Below are 17,040 nucleotides of genomic sequence, written 5' to 3'. Positions count from 1 at the left end.
CTCATTTTCATTGAAGCGGGTGGATGAATATGCCACACAGAGCCCGCATCGACTCTTTCCTGTCGGGAAGGGAGCCAACGGTTCAGGCATTCATTTAAGCTGAGATTAAAAGGACAAATGGCGGATATGAGCGCGTTTTTCACCGACAATACGCTTTCCCTGGCGCTACGGGAAAAGACAAAATCTATTCATGACCGGACCGATCACAAGATTATGTCCATGGGAATTTTTTCCAGTCTGGACGGATATCGGATCTTTCTTCTGTCTCAGTATGTCTTCCTGAGAGATATGACAAATATTTACGAAAACGAAATGTTACGAAACCTTCTTCCCGATCTTGAGACACGCAACCGGTTTCCCTGGGTGGAAGCTGACATGCGTGATCTGGGTCTGGCAGCCCCAATGGCGCATCGTGGGAACGTGATTCCGTTCAACCCTTCGGTTGCCGTAGGTTGGCTATACGTTGCTGAAGGATCGAAGCTGGGCGCGAATATCCTGTCCAAGATGGCAATGTCTCTTGGGCTGACAGAAAGTTTCGGGGCGCGGCATCTGGCTCCTGCACCGGAAGGTCGGGGCCTGTCGTGGAAAACGTTTAAGGCGGCGATCGATAGCGCTGATCTGGATCGAGCAATGTGTGTTTCGGCTGCTGAGGAGGCTTTCGCCCGCTTCTCCAGTTGTCTGGATCAGATGGCCGCTCTGAACTCGGAGGAGATTTTCTCCGCCAGTCAGAATGAAAGAGTTAGTCTTTAAATGAGAATGACTTTTGATTGCATGATATCGTATTTTTTCGGCGGCGAATGTCTGCCGATACGAGAAGGGCAGGGGGCGATGGATAAATCAGGATTGGAACGCCGCTATTTTCTTGCATTGGTTTGTGCCAGTGCTTTGACGCCATCCTGCCTGCATGCAGCAACCCGGACGGTGACGGACAGTCGCGGTCGTCAGGTTGTTCTGGGAGCCGCTTCCAGAATTGCCTGCATTGGGGGAACAATCACCGAGACGCTTTATCGTCTTGGAGCAGCCGATCAAATTGTCGCCGTTGATACGACTTCGACCTGGCCGGAAGCCGCACTGAAAGATAAAAAATCTCTGGGCTATATGCGAGCCATCTCCTCGGAAGGGGTGTTATCCGTAAAGCCGGATCTCATTCTTGCGATGGACGCAGCAGGCCCGGCCGATGCCATGTCTCAGTTGGTGGCGTCTGGTATTCCTATCGTGTTCGTAGATTCAACGCCTTCGCCCGACGCTATTATTGGCCGGACGCAGTTTCTGGCAAAAGTTGTGAACCGTGAGCAGGCGGGCACGCAGCTTGCTCAGGATATTCAGCAGAAGTTTTCTGCTCTTAAAGACTGGCGCGACACACATGCTGCGTCACCGCGTGTCCTGTTTATTATGCGAATGACGAATAACCGTCCGCTCGCGGCGGGGCGTGGCACGGCTGCCGATGCCGTTATCCGACTTGCAGGAGGCGTCAATGTTGGAGCAGATCTGCAGGGCTACAAGCTTCTGAACACGGAATCCCTTGTAACCCTGAAGCCCGATATCATTCTCACAATGAACCAGGGGGGCGAGGATATCCGCAAAGCTCTCTTGAGTGATCCCGGATTTGGTTTGACGCCAGCGGGGCAGAAAAAAGCCATTGTGGAAATGGAAGGGGAGCGCCTTCTGGGATTTGGTCCGAGAACGCCCGAAGCGGCGCTGGATCTGGCACGACTAATGGCGAAAGCGGAGCATCCTGCGTGAGGGCAATGCGCGTGCATGCGGGCTGGATCTTACTATCGCTTCTGCCGCTGCTAATTCTTGTCATGCTAGTCGCAGTCGAGGTTGGTGCGAGCGGGGCAGGCATTGGTACGCTCCTGCACGCACCGGACGTTGCGACCAGAAACCTGGCCTGGATGGTGATCGCGCATATTCGTGCGCCACGTGTCGTGCTCGCCGCCATGGCAGGTGCAGCTTTAGGGGCTGCGGGTGCAACGATGCAGGGGCTTTTTCGGAATCCATTGGCTGATCCGGGGTTGATTGGCGTATCTTCCGGGGCGGCTCTAGCTGCTTCATGCGTCATCGTACTGGGCGTTGATATGGCTCAGTCAGGGTTTCTAAACGGTTGGGCCGTGCCTTTGGCTGGAATGCTGGGCAGCTTTCTCGTCACGCTCCTTCTTTACGTCTTTGCGACCCGCGCTGGCATCACCTCTGTCACGACTGTTCTGTTGGCTGGTGTCGCATTCGGAGCTTTTTCTGGCGCATTGACGGGCATTCTCATTTTTCGCGCCAACGACACGGCGCTGCGAGATCTGACGTTCTGGACTCTTGGAAGTTTCTCAGGGGCAAATTGGGAACGTATTGGCCTGCTCTCGCCATTTCTTGTCCTTGCAGGCGTGATTGCGACACGTCTCGCTGTTCCTCTGAACGCCATGCTTCTTGGTGAAGCGGATGCTGCTTTGATGGGGTATCCTGTCGAGCGGACAAAACGGCTCGCAATGCTGGGGGTGGCTGCGTCCGTTGGGCCGGTAGTCGCGTTTGTAGGCGCCATTGGGTTTGTTGGCGTTGTGGTTCCTCATCTTGTGAGGTTGGTCACCGGTCCAGACCACCGTCTGGTTCTGCCTGGGAGCGCTCTTCTTGGGGCTATTCTTCTCACTGCGGCTGATACGATTGCCAGACTGGTCGCGGCTCCTGCGGAACTGCCTGTTGGCATAATTACCGCAGCACTCGGCACCCCGGTCTTTGTCTGGCTCTTGAGCCGTATTCATGGAGCGGACATTCCATCATGACACTGGAAATTCAGAACGCCTCAGCCAGAGCGGGTGGTCGTGAGATTGTTCACAATCTTGATCTGGCGCTCGCGGCCGGAGAAATCGTTGCTGTTGTAGGGCCTAACGGCGCGGGCAAAAGTACGCTCCTGAAGCTTGCATGCGGCTTGATGCCGCTGCATGGCGGTGAGATCCGCTTTGATGGCTCAAAAATTGGATCGCTTTCTGCGGGCGAACTTTCTCGCCGCCGGGCGCTCTTGCCCCAGGAATGTCCGATGCGAGCGCGCTTCACGGCGCTGGAACTGGTTCTCATGGGGACTGCGATTTCCGGGCAGGGGCGCCCGATGGCTGAACGTGTTGCGATTGCACAGGACACGCTGGATCGCGTCGGGCTGTCATCGTTCATGGAACGCGACATTATGACGCTATCCGGCGGAGAAAGGCAGCGCGTTCACCTTGCGCGAGTGCTGGCACAGCTTGAGGCCGCAGCCCGGAACGGTGCGCCCGGCTGTCTGTTGCTGGATGAACCTTTGTCCGCACAGGATATGGCACGGCAGCGCCTCATTCTTCAGATTGCAAAGATGCATGCCGCGCATGGCGGAAGCGTGTTGCTGGTCCTGCATGATCTGAACTGGGCTGCGGCCTGTGCCGATCGTATCGTCGTTATGCATCAGGGGCGGATACAGTCACACGGTCTCCCCCGTGACATCCTGACTTCTGAACTCCTCCACGACGTTTTTGGAATTCCTGATGGCTGCATTCATCAACATTGCAGCACGGGGCGTCCGTTCGTTGTTCCGCATGATCTCGTCATGCCGGAAGATATCAATAAGAGAGAGACACCATGTATATTGCAATGAACCGCTTCAAGGTGCGGCCTGATAGTGAAGACGCTTTTCGGCAGCGCTGGCTGGAGCGGGAAGTCCTGCTGAAGACCGTTCCAGGATTTGTCAGTTTTCAATTCCTGCAGGGACCAGCCAAAGAAGATCATGTTCTTTATGCGTCTCATACGGTCTGGGAATCTTATGAGGCCTTTGTTGGTTGGACACAGTCTGAGCAGTTCCGTGCTGCTCATGCTGGCGCCGGACAAGGCAAAGTGCTGACCGTGGGGCCGCCAGTCTTTGAAGGCTTCAAGGTTCTTCAGAATATCGAAATCTGAAATGTCTTTAATGGTGGGGTGATTAAAAAGCGTCACGGGTTCTGTCGCTGACAAAGTTCGTGATTGCGCGTTTTTGTTCGTGTTGTCACACTGTCCTGGAAATCATTTCAGGTCAGTGTGCATGAGCAACCCCACCATCAGGATCAACCCTCGGCAGGAACAGATCATCCGACTGGTTCGCAGTCAGGGCTATGTGTCGAACGAGGACATGGCACAGCAGTTCGATGTGGCGGTTCAAACCATTCGGCGGGATATTGGATTTCTGGCAGAGCAGGGGCTTCTGACCCGACATCATGGTGGAGCAACACCGAACTCCACCATTGAAAATATCGCCTACAATGAACGGCAGATTCTGAACCTGAAGGCCAAGGATGCGATTGGCCATTGCGCGGCGTCTCTTATTCCTGACCGTTCGTCCCTGTTTATTAATATTGGTACCACAACCGAGGCTTTCGCCCGGTCTCTTGGTGGGCATCGTGACCTGCGGGTCGTGACTAACAACCTCCATGTTGCGTCTCTTATTTCCGGAAGACCTGATTTTAGAACCGTGATCGCAGCGGGAGAGCTCCGTCCCAAGGACGGGGCAATTCTGGGCGCTGCTGCGATTGAGACCTTGGATTCTTTTCGGACAGAGTTCGGCGTCATCGGCATCAGCGGTATCGCAGATGACGGGACATTGCTGGATTTTGACCTGAATGAAATTCAGTGTGCTCGTACGATTATCCGAAATTCTCGCCGCGTTCTGCTGCTGGCAGATCATACAAAATTCAGTCGGCAGCCCATGGGGCGCGTGGGTGGACTGGCAGATTTGATGATCTGATTACCGATCGACCCGTCTCGGACGCGTTCCAGGCGCTTCTGGAAGCGGCAAACGTGACGCTACATATCGCTCAAACATCACAGTAGTGCGCGAAAAAAAGAACACTAATCTGTTATAAACCGAAGATCCCTCTTTACTTTATCGTTCAATATGCGCGAAAACGAACATCAGATGCTCGTTTTGGAGCGTGGTGGCAGGAGATTGTTATGTCATCGATTCGTGAAGTTTCGCCTTCAAGTCCGCAAAGCGCGCCTTATGACGTGCTTGTGGTCGGTGGGGGCATCAACGGCTGCGGCATTGCCCGAGATGTCGCAGGCCGTGGTGCGAAGGTCATCCTCGTCGAGCAGGATGACCTTGCAAGCCATACGTCTTCTGCCAGCACCAAGCTGATCCACGGTGGTCTGCGGTATCTGGAATATTACGAGTTCCGGCTGGTGCGCGAGGCCCTGATTGAGCGTGAGCGTCTGTTAAAGATTGCGCCGCACATCATCTGGCCGATGCGTTTTGTTCTGCCGCACTCCAAGATGCTGCGTCCTGCCTGGCTGCTACGGACAGGCCTGTTCCTGTACGATCACCTCTGCACGACCATGACGTTGCCGAAAACGCGCGCGGTGAACTTCCGTACGGATGTGACAGGGCGCCCGCTCAAGAGCGAATATGTGCGTGGGTTCGAATATTCCGATGGCTGGGTCCAGGATAGCCGTCTGGTTGTGCTCAATGCCATGGATGCCACCCGTCTGGGGGCCTCCATCAACACGCGTACCAAACTTGTGAAAGCGGAGCGCGGGCCACAGCTCTGGACCGCAACGCTTCTTGACCGCGACAGTGGTGAAGAACGGACGGTTCAGGCCAAGACCATTGTGAATGCAGCTGGACCATGGGTCGCAGAGCTTCTTCAGGATCGTGTTGGCGTGCAGAGCCGTAACAAGGTGCGTCTCGTCAAGGGAAGCCACATTGTGGTGCCGCGCCTGTTCGAGAGCAAGCAGGCTTATATCCTGCAAAATCCGGACAAGCGGATTGTGTTCGCGATCCCATACGAGCAGGATTTCACGCTCATCGGCACGACGGACGTTCCCTGGGAGCAGGACCCTGGCAAGGTTGAAATCTCGGCAGATGAAATCAAGTATCTTTGCGAAAGCGTCAGCCGCTATTTCCAAAAGTCAGTCAGCCCGGATGATGTGGTCTGGACGTATGCCGGTGTTCGTCCGCTTTATGACGACAACTCTGGTAATGCCTCCGCTGTAACGCGTGACTACGTGCTGGATGTTGATGCGTCTGGTGCACCGATCCTGTCTGTTTTTGGCGGCAAGATCACAACGTTCCGCAAGCTGGCCGAGCATGCACTTGAGAAGCTGGTTCCACATCTTCCTGTGCTGGGCGGTCCATCCTGGACTGCTGAGACGCCACTGCCTGGTGGTGATTTTGCACCGGCTGATTTTGACCGCCAGGTGGCGAAGCTGCAGGCGTATGCGCCTCATCTGGCCCCTTACACAGCGTGGCGGCTCATGCGGAATTACGGTTTGCGGGCGTTTGATATCGCTACGCAGGCAGAAGCCGATATGGGGCAGTGGTTCGGCAAGACACTGAGTGCGCGCGAAGTCGATTATCTGATCGACAACGAATGGGCACGGTCTGCGCAGGACGTGCTGTGGCGCCGCTCGAAGCTGGGTCTGTTCATGACCGATGCCGAGAAAGCCGCACTCCAGACCTATATCGAGGAGCGTGCCGGAACAGAACGTTCGGCTGGCTCCGAGACCTCCGGAACATGGCGGCAGGACGTCGCCTGATCTTTCCTTCAATTCTCATGTCGGACATCCGGTCATGTCAGAGAATAAACGCTACCTTGGTGAACTCCTTGCTGAGTTCTTTGCTGTCGCCATCATCATTCTCTTCGGAGATGGCGTCGCTGCCATGTATTCGCTTTACGATCCCAGCCCGTACAAGACGGCGTACTGGGGCGTCTGTATCGTCTGGGGACTGTCCGTTACGGTTGCGATTTACGCGACCGGGGCAGTCAGCGGCACGCACGCCAACCCGGCTGTGACGCTCTCACTTGCGCTCTTCCGTGGGTTCTCATGGAAGAAGGTTGTACCCTATATCGGTGCTCAGGTTCTGGGTGGTCTGGCGGGCGCTGCACTCGTGTACTCGCTCTATGTGCCGGTCATTGACCACTACAATGCTGCGCACGGCCTGACGCGTGCGCTGGATGGTGGCTCTGCTGGTGTGTTCTTCACGCATCCGGGCGATTTCATCAGTGTCGCTCATGCGTTCTGGGATGAGGCTGTTCTGACCGGTGTTCTGGTGTTTGGTATTTTCGCCGTAACCTGCCAGTACAATACGCAGGCTCCGCAGGCGAATTCCGGTGCGCTGATCATTGGTCTTTTGGTTGCAATCATCGGTGCGTCTGCCGGATATCTGGAAGCCTGGGCCATCAATCCGGCTCGTGACTTTGGTCCACGCCTGTTCTGCTTCTTTGCAGGGTGGGGGCAGGCTGCCATTCCGGCTCCGTCCAACTACTGGTGGGTGCCAATTGCAGCGCCAATGGTCGGTGGTCCGATTGGTGCCGCGATTTACCAGTATGGTCTTCGCCCCTTCATGCCTCGGATTTCTGTGGTAGCATCTGTGTCACCATCTGAAGCGCTAAACCTAGCCGAGCCTGTGCTCGTCGTTTCGAACCCTTCCGTACCTGCCTCGACAGGTCCCGTCATCGACAAGGTCTCTTGATCTGTCCGTTTCCGGAGTAAGTAGCATGGCAAAGAAAGACTACATTCTCGCGATCGATCAGGGCACGACATCGACCCGCAGTATTGTTTTCGACAGCAATGCCCGCGCCGTGTCCATTTCACGTAGCGAATTCCCCCAGCACTATCCTGAGCTGGGTTGGGTCGAGCATGACGTGGAAGATATTTGGGAAGATGTTCTCGTGACGGCGCGTGAAGCGATTTCCACGGCTGGTGGTGTTGGGCGGATTGCTGCGATCGGCATTACCAACCAGCGCGAAACAGTCGTGGTCTGGGATCGCAAGACCGGCAAGCCCATTCATAATGCGCTTGTCTGGCAGGATCGCCGGACGGCTCAGGAATGCAATCGCCTGCGTGAGCAGGGCGCCGAAGAAATTGTTCGTGATAAGACGGGCCTTCTGCTGGACCCATATTTCTCAGCAAGCAAGATTGCCTGGCTTCTTGATAACGTTGCAGGTGCCCGCAAGCGCGCCGAAGCAGGGGAACTGGCCGCGGGCACGATCGACAGCTTCCTTCTGTGGCGTCTGACGGGTGGCAAACGCCATGCAACAGACATCACGAATGCCTGCCGCACCTCACTGTTCAACATTCACACCCTTCAGTGGGATGATGAACTGCTGAATCTGTTCAATGTGCCTCGTGCGCTTCTGCCTGAAGTCCAGGACAACAGCGGTCTGTTCGGCAAAACAGAGCCTGACCTGTTTGGTGAATCTATCGTGATCGGTGGTATGGCGGGTGATCAGCATGCTGCTCTGATCGGGCAGGCCTGCTTTGAAGAAGGCATGGCGAAAGCGACCTATGGTACGGGCTGCTTCATGCTCCTGAACACAGGCGAGAAGCCAATTCAGTCCAATAACCGTCTGCTGACGACCATTGGTTACCGGATTGGCAACAAGACGACCTATGCTCTCGAAGGATCCATCTTCGTGGCAGGCGCCGGCATCAAGTGGCTGCGTGACGGTCTGCAACTGATCACGCATGCGTCTCAGACCGATGATATGGCAACCCGTATTCCGGACAGCCATGGCGTTTACATGGTGCCAGCTTTTGTTGGGCTTGGTGCGCCACATTGGGATCCTGAAGCACGCGGCATGATCTGTGGTCTCACGCTGGGCTCGACGCAGGCACACATTGCCCGTGCGATGCTGGAATCTGTTGCATACCAGACCTATGACCTCGTTCACGCCATGCGTCAGGACGGTGCAATGCGGGCCAAGACGTTGCGTATTGACGGTGGCATGGCCGCTAACGACTGGTTTGCCCAGTTCCTCGCCAGCATGCTCAAGGCCGATGTGGAGCGCCCTGTAAACGTTGAGACCACGGCCGTTGGCGCTGCTTTCCTTGCCGGGTTGTATGTTGGTGTTTGGGGTAGCCTGGAAGAAGTTGCGGCAACGTGGGCTCAGGAGCGTCTGTTCTCTCCGCGTATGGATCCTGCACAGCGTCGCATCATGCTGGACGGCTGGCAGAATGCAGTTCAGCGCACCCTAACGCCGCATGCGGCGAGTGCTGCGCCAGTGCGCGCCAGCAAGCCAAAGGTTGATACAGTTCAGGCAGCCTGACCGCTCTTCAGGTCTGCTTGATATGGCCGGTCTATTCGTCGGGGGACGAAGGCCGGCCTCTTTTATGTTTATGGGCTTGCCAGGAAAAATTGGAATTTCAGGCGGCATCCGGTGACGATGGCTGATCGCGTTCCAGCCAGGCCAATGTGCCAATTTGTGCTGCCGACGCGAGGGTCACAAGATAATTCAGGCACAGGAAAGCTTGAGTAATGAGGCTGATTGTTTTCAGTTGGCTCAGCTGAAACTGGTCATGAATGAGCGTAAAAGCCAGTAACAGAGGCATGATGACAGTTCCTGCACTCATCACGACGAGGGCAGAGTTTCGGCATGTCAGGATGGTTTGTTGCTCTCGTTCATCCCTGTCCCAGGCACTCAGTCTGTATAAAGGATGCTGCAGTTTTATCCGGGCGCAAATATTTAAAAGAAACGTTCCGCTGATGAAGAATACTGACATCATCCAGCCGGGGCTCAGCAGGAATATTGCGCTTAGAAAAAGTATGGTCGCGCAGACTGCAATCGTGACAGGTTTCCAGAGGGGAATTGTGCTTGTCGGTGACACGGGTGTCCCGTCTGGAAACAGTCCCCCAAGCCAGAAAACAGGACGGCCAATGATATTGGCTACATTGTCCATGACGCTGAAAAATTTGTCAGTGGGGCGAGGAGAGAATGTCACTGTTTTCCAGCCTCCATGCGCGCGCGCATCTGTTCGACAAGTGAATCAAATGGCGTCAGAGAGAAAACCATTTCGACCTCTGCTTCCAGAACCGCACAGATCTTCATCGCGAGTTCCAGACTGGGTTTGTAATCGCCGCGTTCCAGATAGCCGATCGTCTGGGGGTTAACCTTTACGGCTTCAGCGAGGTCTTTACGCGAAAGACCTCGTTCAGCCCGGAAAAGAGCAATACGGTTATGCATCAATGTTGTGTATACACAACGGATAGATGCTTTTCTACAATTTTAGACGCACTCAGGCATCAATATTCAAGGTAGCAGCGGTGTTCGTACGTAATTCGCGGCAAAGGGTAGCGTTCTGTTTCAGATCCACCCCATAGGCGGGAAAAATCACTTTAAGACGTGGCAGCCACTCATTTGAAGAAATCTTCTGAGGAAAGCATTTTTCCACGACTTGCAGAGCTACTGACGCTGCGATGGATGCGCCCGGCGATGCACCGAGAATTGCAACAAGCGATTGATCGGAACTGCGGACCAGCTCTGTGCCGAAGCGCAGGACACCATGAAGGCCTTTGTCCGGCTTGATGATCTGAACACGCTGCCCAGCCACAATTTTCGTCCACTGGCTTTCATCAGCCTGAGGATAGAAGTTCAGAAGCGACTGGAAGCGCTTGTGGTTGCTCTGTGTTACTTCGCGCACCAGATAGTTCAGGAGCGACAGATTATCTTTGCCTGCGGTCATGGCGGGAATGATGTTGCTGCTGTTCAAGGAGTGGAAATAGTCCCTCCAGGAGCCGCTCTTGAGAAATTTGGTGGAAAAACCCGCATACGGACCAAAAAGAAGGCAGGATTTCCCGTCGATCACCCGCGTATCCAGATGTGGGACAGACATTGGGGGAGATCCGACGGGCGCTTTTCCATAAACTTTCGCATGATGGTGCTGCGTGATGGCAGGGTTGGTGCATTGCAGCCACAAGCCGCTCACTGGGAAGCCTGCGTATCGGCGTGCTTCAGGAATACCGGATTTCTGAAGGAGGGGCAGTGCTGCACCACCTGCGCCGATAAAGACAAACCGCGTCAGGACAGTCCTGTGCGCCCCCGTTTGCATATTGACGGCAGTGACACGCCAACGACCATCGGTTGTTTTGGTCAGGTCCGTCACGCGATGACGATAAAAGCTGTGGAAGCCGGGGGCGGTCTGCAAGCCAGAGAGAAGGCTTCTGGTCAAAGCCCCGAAATCGACATCCGTCCCGCTTTTAATGCGGGTGGCCGCCACAGGAATAGACAGATCCCGACCTTCCATCGCAAGAGGGGCCCAGTTCGCGATAACAGCAGGGTCTTCGCTATATTCCATCCCGTCAAAGCAGTGGTGGCCAGCCATGGCGGTGTAGCGCGCTTTAAGAAAAGCAACGTCAGCTTCACCCCAGACAAGACTGACATGAGGGCAGGCGTGAATGAACGTGCTCGGATCTGCAATGCGGCCCGTCCGCACCCAGTGCGCCCAGAGCTGGCGGGAGATATCGAACTCGGTGTTGACCGCCAGAGCCTTGGAAATATCCACACTGCCATCTGCACGCTGCGGCGTGTAATTCAGTTCACAGTTTCCTGCGTGTCCGGTCCCGGCATTGTTCCAGGCCTTTGAACTTTCCTGCCCACACTGTTCCAGTGTTTCAAACAGCGTAATGGAGAGTTCGGGGGACAGTTCTTTCAGGAGGGCGGCGAAAGTTGCGCTCATGATGCCGCCTCCAATCAGAACGACATCCGGGAACGCGGCAGAAGCTGAAGACATTGCAGGCAGGGTCCGTAAAAGCAGAATATCAGAAGGGTGGTGTTATCCCCGATAAACGGGCCCGTTGGGAAGCAGCTTTCCCGGATTGAGAATATGGTGAGGGTCCATCGTATTCTTCAGTGCACGCATGACGCCGAGTGAGCCTTCACCGTGCTCCTGAGCCAAAAACTCCAGTTTCCCCAGTCCAACACCGTGCTCGCCACTACAGGAACCCCCGAGAGCCAGCGCCCGACCGACAATTTTCCTGTCCAGATCCAGGGCTTGAGCATACCCTTCCGGGGAGTGTTCGGTGATGATAAGCGTATGGAAATTTCCGTCTCCGACGTGGCCCAGAAGCGGGGCTCTCAGACCGGATGCGGCAATGTCGCTTGAGACACCGGCAATCAGTTCCCCCAGTCGTGAGATTGGAACAATGCAGTCTGTTGAGATGACCCGGGCGGTTGGATCGATGGCCTTTGCGGCCCAGTAGGCATCATGGCGCGCTTTCCACAGACGTGCCCGGTCTTCCGCGCTTTCGGCCCAGGCAAAACCAAGCCCATTGTTTGCGAGAGCAATCTCCTGGGTCGCTGTAACCTGTTCCTGTACGGCAGCAGGCGCGCCCGCAAATTCAAAAAATAATGTTGTAAGAGGGCGATAGCCGGTCAGTTTGGAGTATCGGATGGATGCATCCATCTGAACACTATCCATTAATTCCACACGGTTAATCGGAATGCCGCATTGGATGATTTCCATTGCAGTCTGAACAGCATCGTTCAAAGATTCAAATTGGCAAACTGCAGCGGAGAGGGTGTCAGGGCGGCCATGCAGCTTGAGCTGGATTTCCGTAATAATCCCGAGCGTGCCTTCAGAGCCGATGAAGAGGGACGTCAGATCATAACCGGTGGAAGATTTGCGGACGCGCCCTCCGGTTCGGATCACTTCGCCTGTTGCAAGCACGACAGTCAGACCCAGCACGTTTTCCTTCATCGTGCCGTAGCGCACGGCTGCCGTTCCGGAAGCGCGGGTCGCGCACATGCCGCCTAGAGTGGCTTCACCGCCTGGATCGACGGGGAAGAAAAGTCCGGTATCGCGGATCTGTGTGTTGAGAGCCTGTCGGGTGAGACCAGCCTGTACACGGCAGTCCAGATCTTCCGGGTTCATCTCCACAATGCCGGTCATACGGGAGAGATCGAGGCTGATGGCGTGTTCTGGCGGTGTGACATGCCCTTCAACAGAAGTGCCAGCACCAAACGCGACTAAAGGAACGCGGGAGGCATGACATTCCTTCAGAACGGTTGAAACATCGTCCGTGCTTTCAGCGAAGATGACAGCTCCGGGCAGGCGAGCTGATTCCATGGCTTCACCATGACTATGTTCTTCCAGCACAGAAGGGGCCCTGCTGATCCGGCTGCCCAGCAGTGTTTCAAGCCGGGAGAGAACAGTGTGGAGGCGTTCTTCTGCGGAGGGGGAAAGAACTGTCATGGAATATCCGAAATGAAAAATATTCAATTTTGTAAAATTATTATAATTCCGATAGCTGGAAAGACAATCTATATGCTGCGCGCTCACGGAGCGCAGATAAGAAAAACGCCCCATGTTGGGGCGTCTTTTTGGAAGTGTAGGATGAATGAACGTTAGTTGGTGCTGCGTCTGTCAATGATGAGCAACAGGAGGTAGGGAAGAAAGAAATACAGGGCCATGACCACCATGAGTGGTTTAAGCAGCCATCCCATATCTGCGTGCAGGACAGAGCGGCTGAACATGTTGGCCAGTCCCAAAAGACAGGCGACGCAGAAGAGGCCAAAAAAGTTGGCGAAGAAGCCACGTTCACCGTTGATGAGTCGAAGCTGGGCAAGAAGCCCGCCGATTTGCTGTGATGCCATGACCGTGGTTCTCCGTTGAGTCAGACAGTGAAGTATTTGGCGCGCGGATTCAGCACCACGAGAGCAGACGTTGACTGCTCAGGATGAAGCTGGAACCCGTCAGACAGGGAAATCCCGACGCGCTCGGCATCCAGAAGGCGCAGGATTGGCTCCTGATCTTCAAGGCGGGGGCAGGCAGGATAGCCGAAGGAATAGCGTGACCCACGATAGGACTGAGAGAGCATTTTCTCCATGTCACGATCATCTTCCGCCGCAAAACCAAGCTCTGCACGGATCCGTTTATGGGTGTATTCAGCCATGGCTTCCGCCATCTCGACCGAAAGGCCATGCAGATAGAGGTAATCCTGATAGCGATTGGCCTCGAACCATTCCCGGGCAAGGTCTGATGCTTTCTGCCCAACGGTAACAACCTGAAGCCCAACAACGTCGCGGTGCTCATCATTGATGTCACGCACGAAGTCCGCGATGCACTCGCCGTCGTCCTTTGGCTGGCGGGGCAGAGTGAAGCGTGCGGCTTCTGTCTTGCCGTCTTCTTCAAACAGGATCAGGTCGTTTCCGTCACCGGCAGCTTTCCAGTATCCATAGATGGCCTGCGGGCGCAGGATTTCCTGCTCCGCACTGAGCGCCAGCATGCGCTTCAGGACGGGGCGAAGTTCCATCTTCGCATACTCCATGAACTCCTCAAGGGAGCGCCCCTGTTTCCGGAAGCCCCACTGGAACTGATAGAGTGAGCGCTCATTCAGGAACGGCAGCACGGCGTTAGGCGCAGCTTCCACAACCCGTGCGCCCCAGAAAGGCGGCGTGAGAGGAGGCAGTTCACCTGAGATCCGATTGCGACGCTCGCGTGCGGCGGCAGGATCAACTGTGCCGAAGCCACGCGTTTCAGCACTTTCCGGAGCACGCGCATTCTTGCGGCTTGCCTTACCGGCACGGCGGCTCTGGATCGCTCCCAGATAGCCGTCAAACTCTTTTTGCGCGATCTTGTCCATCAGGGACAATCCATCAAACGCATCTCTGGCATATGCGACGCGGCCTGGCTCGCCGTCTCCGTAAGACAGGGCGCATTCTTCTTCGACGTAGTTTCGGGTCAGAGCCGCGCCACCAAGAATAACGGGAACATCGAAGCCCTGCCGTTTCATCTCCGCGAGGTTCTCACGCATGATGACGGTGGATTTTACGAGAAGCCCTGACATGCCGATAGCGTCAGCATTATGTTCCTTGGCCGCAGCCATCATGTCAGCCAATGGCACTTTAATGCCGAGGTTGATCACCTGATAGCCGTTATTGGTCAGGATAATGTCCACAAGGTTCTTGCCGATGTCGTGGACGTCACCCTTCACCGTAGCAAGAACCATCGTCCCCCGATGCTGGCCTTCCTTGCGCTCCATGTGCGGCTCAAGCCAGGCTACGGCTGTTTTCATGGTCTCGGCAGATTGCAGCACGAACGGAAGCTGCATTTTGCCAGAGCCGAAAAGTTCGCCCACGACTTTCATGCCGTCCAACAGAACGGTGTTGATGATGTCGAGCGGGGCCATATCCTGCATGGCGGCATCCAGATCATCCTCGATGCCTTTACGGTCCCCGTCTACAATCCGGTCCTTGAGGCGTTCCGCAGGTGTTTCAGCGCGGCGCTTCTTGACGGCATCCGCAGCTTTTCGGCCAGCAAAAAGCTCTAGGAGCTTCTGGAGCGGATCATAATCGGCAGTCCGACGGTCAAAGATCAGGTCTTCCGCGACTTTCACTTCTTCCGGTGCAATCAGATGCAGCGGACGGATTTTTGAAACATGTACGATCGCGCCGGTCATGCCTGCTTTGACGGCATGGTCCAGAAATACGGAATTCAGAACTGCACGTGCCGCAGGGTTCAGACCAAAGGAAATGTTCGAAAGACCCAGCACGATCTGGATGTCAGGGAATTTATCCCGGATCATCCGAATACCCTCAAGCGTCCAGACGCCAAGCTTACGGTCGTCTTCCATGCCCGTTGCGATGGTGAAGGTCAGCGGGTCGATCATCAGGTCTGACTGGGGTAGCCCATACTGATTACAGGCGAACTCAACCAGACGTTCTGCAATGCGCAGTTTGTCTGCTGGCGTCTTGGCCATGCCCACTTCGTCAATGGTCAGGGCGATCATCGCGGCGCCGAACTTCTTTGCCAGCTTCATGCGGGCATGCGCCTGATCTTCACCATCCTCAAAGTTGATTGAGTTGATGATCGGCTTGCCACCATGCAGCTTCAGAGCGGCCTCAATGACTGGTGTCTCGGTTGAATCGATGACCAGAGGCGCATTAACGGATGACGTGAAGCGCGTGACGACTTCGTTCATCTCCGCGACTTCGTCTCGGCCAACGAATGCCGTGCAGACGTCCAGAGCATTGGAGCCCTCGGCAGCCTGTTCCCGGCCAACAGCAACGCAGCCATCCCAGTCGCCCGCTTCCTGAAGTTCACGCCATTTCTTGGAGCCGTTGGCGTTGCAGCGCTCGCCGATGGAGAAGTAGCTGTTTTCCTGCCTCAGCGGCACCTGCGAGTAGAGGCTGGATACAGACGGCATCCAGATCGTGCTGCGCTTGACTGGAGCAGGACGGTATTTTTTACCACCCACGCGGCGCAGCATGCCGTCCAGAGCCTGAATATGAGGAGTGGACGTTCCACAGCACCCGCCAATCAGGTTGAGGCCGTCTTCACGGATGAAACGCTCCATCCACACAGCCATTTCGTCCGGGCTGAGAGGATAGACCGTTTTACCATCTACCAGTTCCGGGAGACCGGCATTGGGCTGCATGGAAATCAGGCCCGGCCAGTTTTCAGACAACCAGCGGACGTGCTCTGCCATTTCCTGCGGGCCGGTGGCACAGTTCAGTCCCAAAGACGGGACGTCCAGCGCGTTGACGGTTGTGGCTGCCGCAGCGATGTCGGGTCCAACGAGGAGGGTGCCGGTGGTTTCAACCGTTACCTGTACGAAAATGGGAGCGTCGGACCCGAGTTCGATCCGTGCGGCTTTGGCTGCGTTGACGGCAGCTTTGATCTGGAGCGTGTCCTGACACGTCTCAATCAGGAACCCATCGACACCGCCGTCAATCAGGCCACGGCACTGTTCAATCAGCCCGGCTTCAAGTGTGTCATAATCGATGTTGCCAAGTGTTGGCAGTTTTGTGCCCGGGCCGATGGAGCCCATGACGTAACGATGACGGCCGTCACAGAAGGTCTCTGCCGCCTCTCGGGCCAGCGTGGCAGCAACACGGTTAATTTCGCGGCTTCGGTCCTGAAGGTCGAACTCAGCAAGCGTGACGATCGAGCCACCAAACGTGTTGGTCTCGACCATATCCGCGCCAGCTTCGAAATAGCCGCGATGAATTTCACGAACCAGCTCAGGGCGGGAAAGATTCAGGATTTCCGTGCAGTTTTCCTGCCCCCAGTAGTCTTTCTCAACTTCCAGATCGAGCATCTGCACGCGCGATCCCATACCACCGTCACACAGCAGAACCTGGTCTGACAGGGCATCAAGCAGATGGGGACGTGAGGACATTGAGGCGCTCTTCAGGAATAAAATCAGGACAGGATATTATGCCAGGCGATTGGGCCCGGCATGGAGGCCTGCCTGTATAACGGTTGAGGGAAGCTGCTGGCAAACCGGATCTGTCCTGTCCTTCTTTTACGAGGCCTGTCATATGTGGTGCATCTCCCTGAATT

General features: G+C 55.5%; 14 protein-coding genes and 1 pseudogene. 9 read left to right on the top strand and 6 right to left on the bottom strand.

What is annotated here, in order from left to right; all coding sequences use genetic code 11:
• Positions 1 to 126 precede the first annotated feature (126 nt).
• The 9 genes and pseudogenes from GCE01_RS00200 (at position 127) to glpK (ending at position 9,026) form a co-directional block, all read left to right on the top strand.
• The gene (locus tag GCE01_RS00200; RefSeq protein WP_099211066.1) at positions 127 to 750 is read left to right on the top strand and encodes a biliverdin-producing heme oxygenase; all 624 of its coding nucleotides are present in this window, start codon (positions 127 to 129) and stop codon (positions 748 to 750) included.
• A gap of 21 nt (positions 751 to 771) precedes the next feature.
• Positions 772 to 1,743, top strand: coding sequence for a heme/hemin ABC transporter substrate-binding protein (locus GCE01_RS00195; protein WP_244591028.1), 972 nt, complete (start codon positions 772 to 774; stop codon positions 1,741 to 1,743).
• Between the two features lie 5 nt (positions 1,744 to 1,748).
• Complete coding sequence (locus GCE01_RS00190) at positions 1,749 to 2,768, top strand: FecCD family ABC transporter permease (RefSeq protein ID WP_086633933.1); 1,020 nt, start codon at positions 1,749 to 1,751, stop codon at positions 2,766 to 2,768.
• On the top strand, positions 2,765 to 3,607 hold the full coding sequence (locus GCE01_RS00185) for a heme ABC transporter ATP-binding protein (RefSeq protein ID WP_099210134.1): 843 nt from the start codon (positions 2,765 to 2,767) through the stop codon (positions 3,605 to 3,607). Before GCE01_RS00190 ends, GCE01_RS00185 begins: the two co-directional genes overlap by 4 nt.
• Entirely contained in the window at positions 3,592 to 3,906 is a 315-nt protein-coding gene (locus GCE01_RS00180) for an antibiotic biosynthesis monooxygenase family protein (RefSeq protein WP_046899501.1), read from the top strand. The genes GCE01_RS00185 and GCE01_RS00180 overlap by 16 nt, the downstream gene beginning before the upstream one ends.
• A 121-nt stretch (positions 3,907 to 4,027) precedes the next feature.
• Positions 4,028 to 4,812 (top strand): annotated as a pseudogene (locus GCE01_RS00175) (DeoR/GlpR family DNA-binding transcription regulator).
• Between the two features lie 120 nt (positions 4,813 to 4,932).
• Entirely contained in the window at positions 4,933 to 6,513 is a 1,581-nt protein-coding gene (gene glpD / locus GCE01_RS00170) for a glycerol-3-phosphate dehydrogenase (RefSeq protein ID WP_099210132.1), read from the top strand.
• A 34-nt stretch (positions 6,514 to 6,547) separates the two neighbouring features.
• Entirely contained in the window at positions 6,548 to 7,450 is a 903-nt protein-coding gene (locus GCE01_RS00165; RefSeq protein WP_099211064.1) for an MIP/aquaporin family protein, read from the top strand.
• A 25-nt stretch (positions 7,451 to 7,475) separates the two neighbouring features.
• A complete protein-coding gene (gene glpK, locus GCE01_RS00160) occupies positions 7,476 to 9,026 on the top strand; it encodes a glycerol kinase GlpK (RefSeq protein WP_099210130.1) in 1,551 nt (516 codons plus the stop codon).
• Between the two features lie 97 nt (positions 9,027 to 9,123).
• Here the strand turns inward: glpK and GCE01_RS00155 are convergent, their stop codons facing one another.
• From GCE01_RS00155 to metH, 6 genes are all read right to left on the bottom strand, one after another.
• A complete protein-coding gene (locus tag GCE01_RS00155) occupies positions 9,124 to 9,699 on the bottom strand; it encodes a hypothetical protein (protein ID WP_099210128.1) in 576 nt (191 codons plus the stop codon).
• Positions 9,696 to 9,941 (bottom strand): helix-turn-helix transcriptional regulator, encoded by a 246-nt coding sequence (locus GCE01_RS00150; RefSeq protein ID WP_086633925.1) that lies wholly within the window; start codon positions 9,939 to 9,941, stop codon positions 9,696 to 9,698. Before GCE01_RS00150 ends, GCE01_RS00155 begins: the two co-directional genes overlap by 4 nt.
• A gap of 52 nt (positions 9,942 to 9,993) precedes the next feature.
• Positions 9,994 to 11,487: a malate dehydrogenase (quinone) gene (mqo, locus tag GCE01_RS00145; protein WP_099210126.1), complete on the bottom strand. Its 1,494-nt coding sequence runs from the start codon at positions 11,485 to 11,487 to the stop codon at positions 9,994 to 9,996.
• 42 nt (positions 11,488 to 11,529) lie between these two features.
• Positions 11,530 to 12,948 (bottom strand): FAD-binding oxidoreductase, encoded by a 1,419-nt coding sequence (locus GCE01_RS00140; RefSeq protein WP_099211062.1) that lies wholly within the window; start codon positions 12,946 to 12,948, stop codon positions 11,530 to 11,532.
• A 152-nt stretch (positions 12,949 to 13,100) separates the two neighbouring features.
• The gene (locus tag GCE01_RS00135; RefSeq protein WP_099210124.1) at positions 13,101 to 13,349 is read right to left on the bottom strand and encodes a hypothetical protein; all 249 of its coding nucleotides are present in this window, start codon (positions 13,347 to 13,349) and stop codon (positions 13,101 to 13,103) included.
• 20 nt (positions 13,350 to 13,369) lie between these two features.
• On the bottom strand, positions 13,370 to 16,876 hold the full coding sequence (metH, locus tag GCE01_RS00130; RefSeq protein WP_099210122.1) for a methionine synthase: 3,507 nt from the start codon (positions 16,874 to 16,876) through the stop codon (positions 13,370 to 13,372).
• Positions 16,877 to 17,040: the final 164 nt, after the last annotated feature.

The organism is Gluconobacter cerinus (assembly GCF_002723935.1).
Taxonomy (GTDB): domain Bacteria; phylum Pseudomonadota; class Alphaproteobacteria; order Acetobacterales; family Acetobacteraceae; genus Gluconobacter; species Gluconobacter cerinus.
This window is presented reverse-complemented; position numbering and strand designations above follow the sequence as displayed.

Bases quoted from the DNA above. Each gene is read 5' to 3' on its own strand.
- GCE01_RS00200 (WP_099211066.1), top strand. From the start codon at position 127: ATGAGCGCGTTTTTCACCGACAATACGCTTTCCCTGGCGCTACGGGAA.
- GCE01_RS00195 (WP_244591028.1), top strand. From the start codon at position 772: ATGATATCGTATTTTTTCGGCGGCGAATGTCTGCCGATACGAGAAGGG.
- GCE01_RS00190 (WP_086633933.1), top strand. From the start codon at position 1,749: ATGCGCGTGCATGCGGGCTGGATCTTACTATCGCTTCTGCCGCTGCTA.
- GCE01_RS00185 (WP_099210134.1), top strand. From the start codon at position 2,765: ATGACACTGGAAATTCAGAACGCCTCAGCCAGAGCGGGTGGTCGTGAG.
- GCE01_RS00180 (WP_046899501.1), top strand. From the start codon at position 3,592: ATGTATATTGCAATGAACCGCTTCAAGGTGCGGCCTGATAGTGAAGAC.
- glpD (WP_099210132.1), top strand. From the start codon at position 4,933: ATGTCATCGATTCGTGAAGTTTCGCCTTCAAGTCCGCAAAGCGCGCCT.
- GCE01_RS00165 (WP_099211064.1), top strand. From the start codon at position 6,548: ATGTCAGAGAATAAACGCTACCTTGGTGAACTCCTTGCTGAGTTCTTT.
- glpK (WP_099210130.1), top strand. From the start codon at position 7,476: ATGGCAAAGAAAGACTACATTCTCGCGATCGATCAGGGCACGACATCG.
- GCE01_RS00150 (WP_086633925.1), bottom strand. From the start codon at position 9,941: ATGCATAACCGTATTGCTCTTTTCCGGGCTGAACGAGGTCTTTCGCGT.
- mqo (WP_099210126.1), bottom strand. From the start codon at position 11,487: ATGTCTTCAGCTTCTGCCGCGTTCCCGGATGTCGTTCTGATTGGAGGC.
- GCE01_RS00140 (WP_099211062.1), bottom strand. From the start codon at position 12,948: ATGACAGTTCTTTCCCCCTCCGCAGAAGAACGCCTCCACACTGTTCTC.
- GCE01_RS00135 (WP_099210124.1), bottom strand. From the start codon at position 13,349: ATGGCATCACAGCAAATCGGCGGGCTTCTTGCCCAGCTTCGACTCATC.
- metH (WP_099210122.1), bottom strand. From the start codon at position 16,876: ATGTCCTCACGTCCCCATCTGCTTGATGCCCTGTCAGACCAGGTTCTG.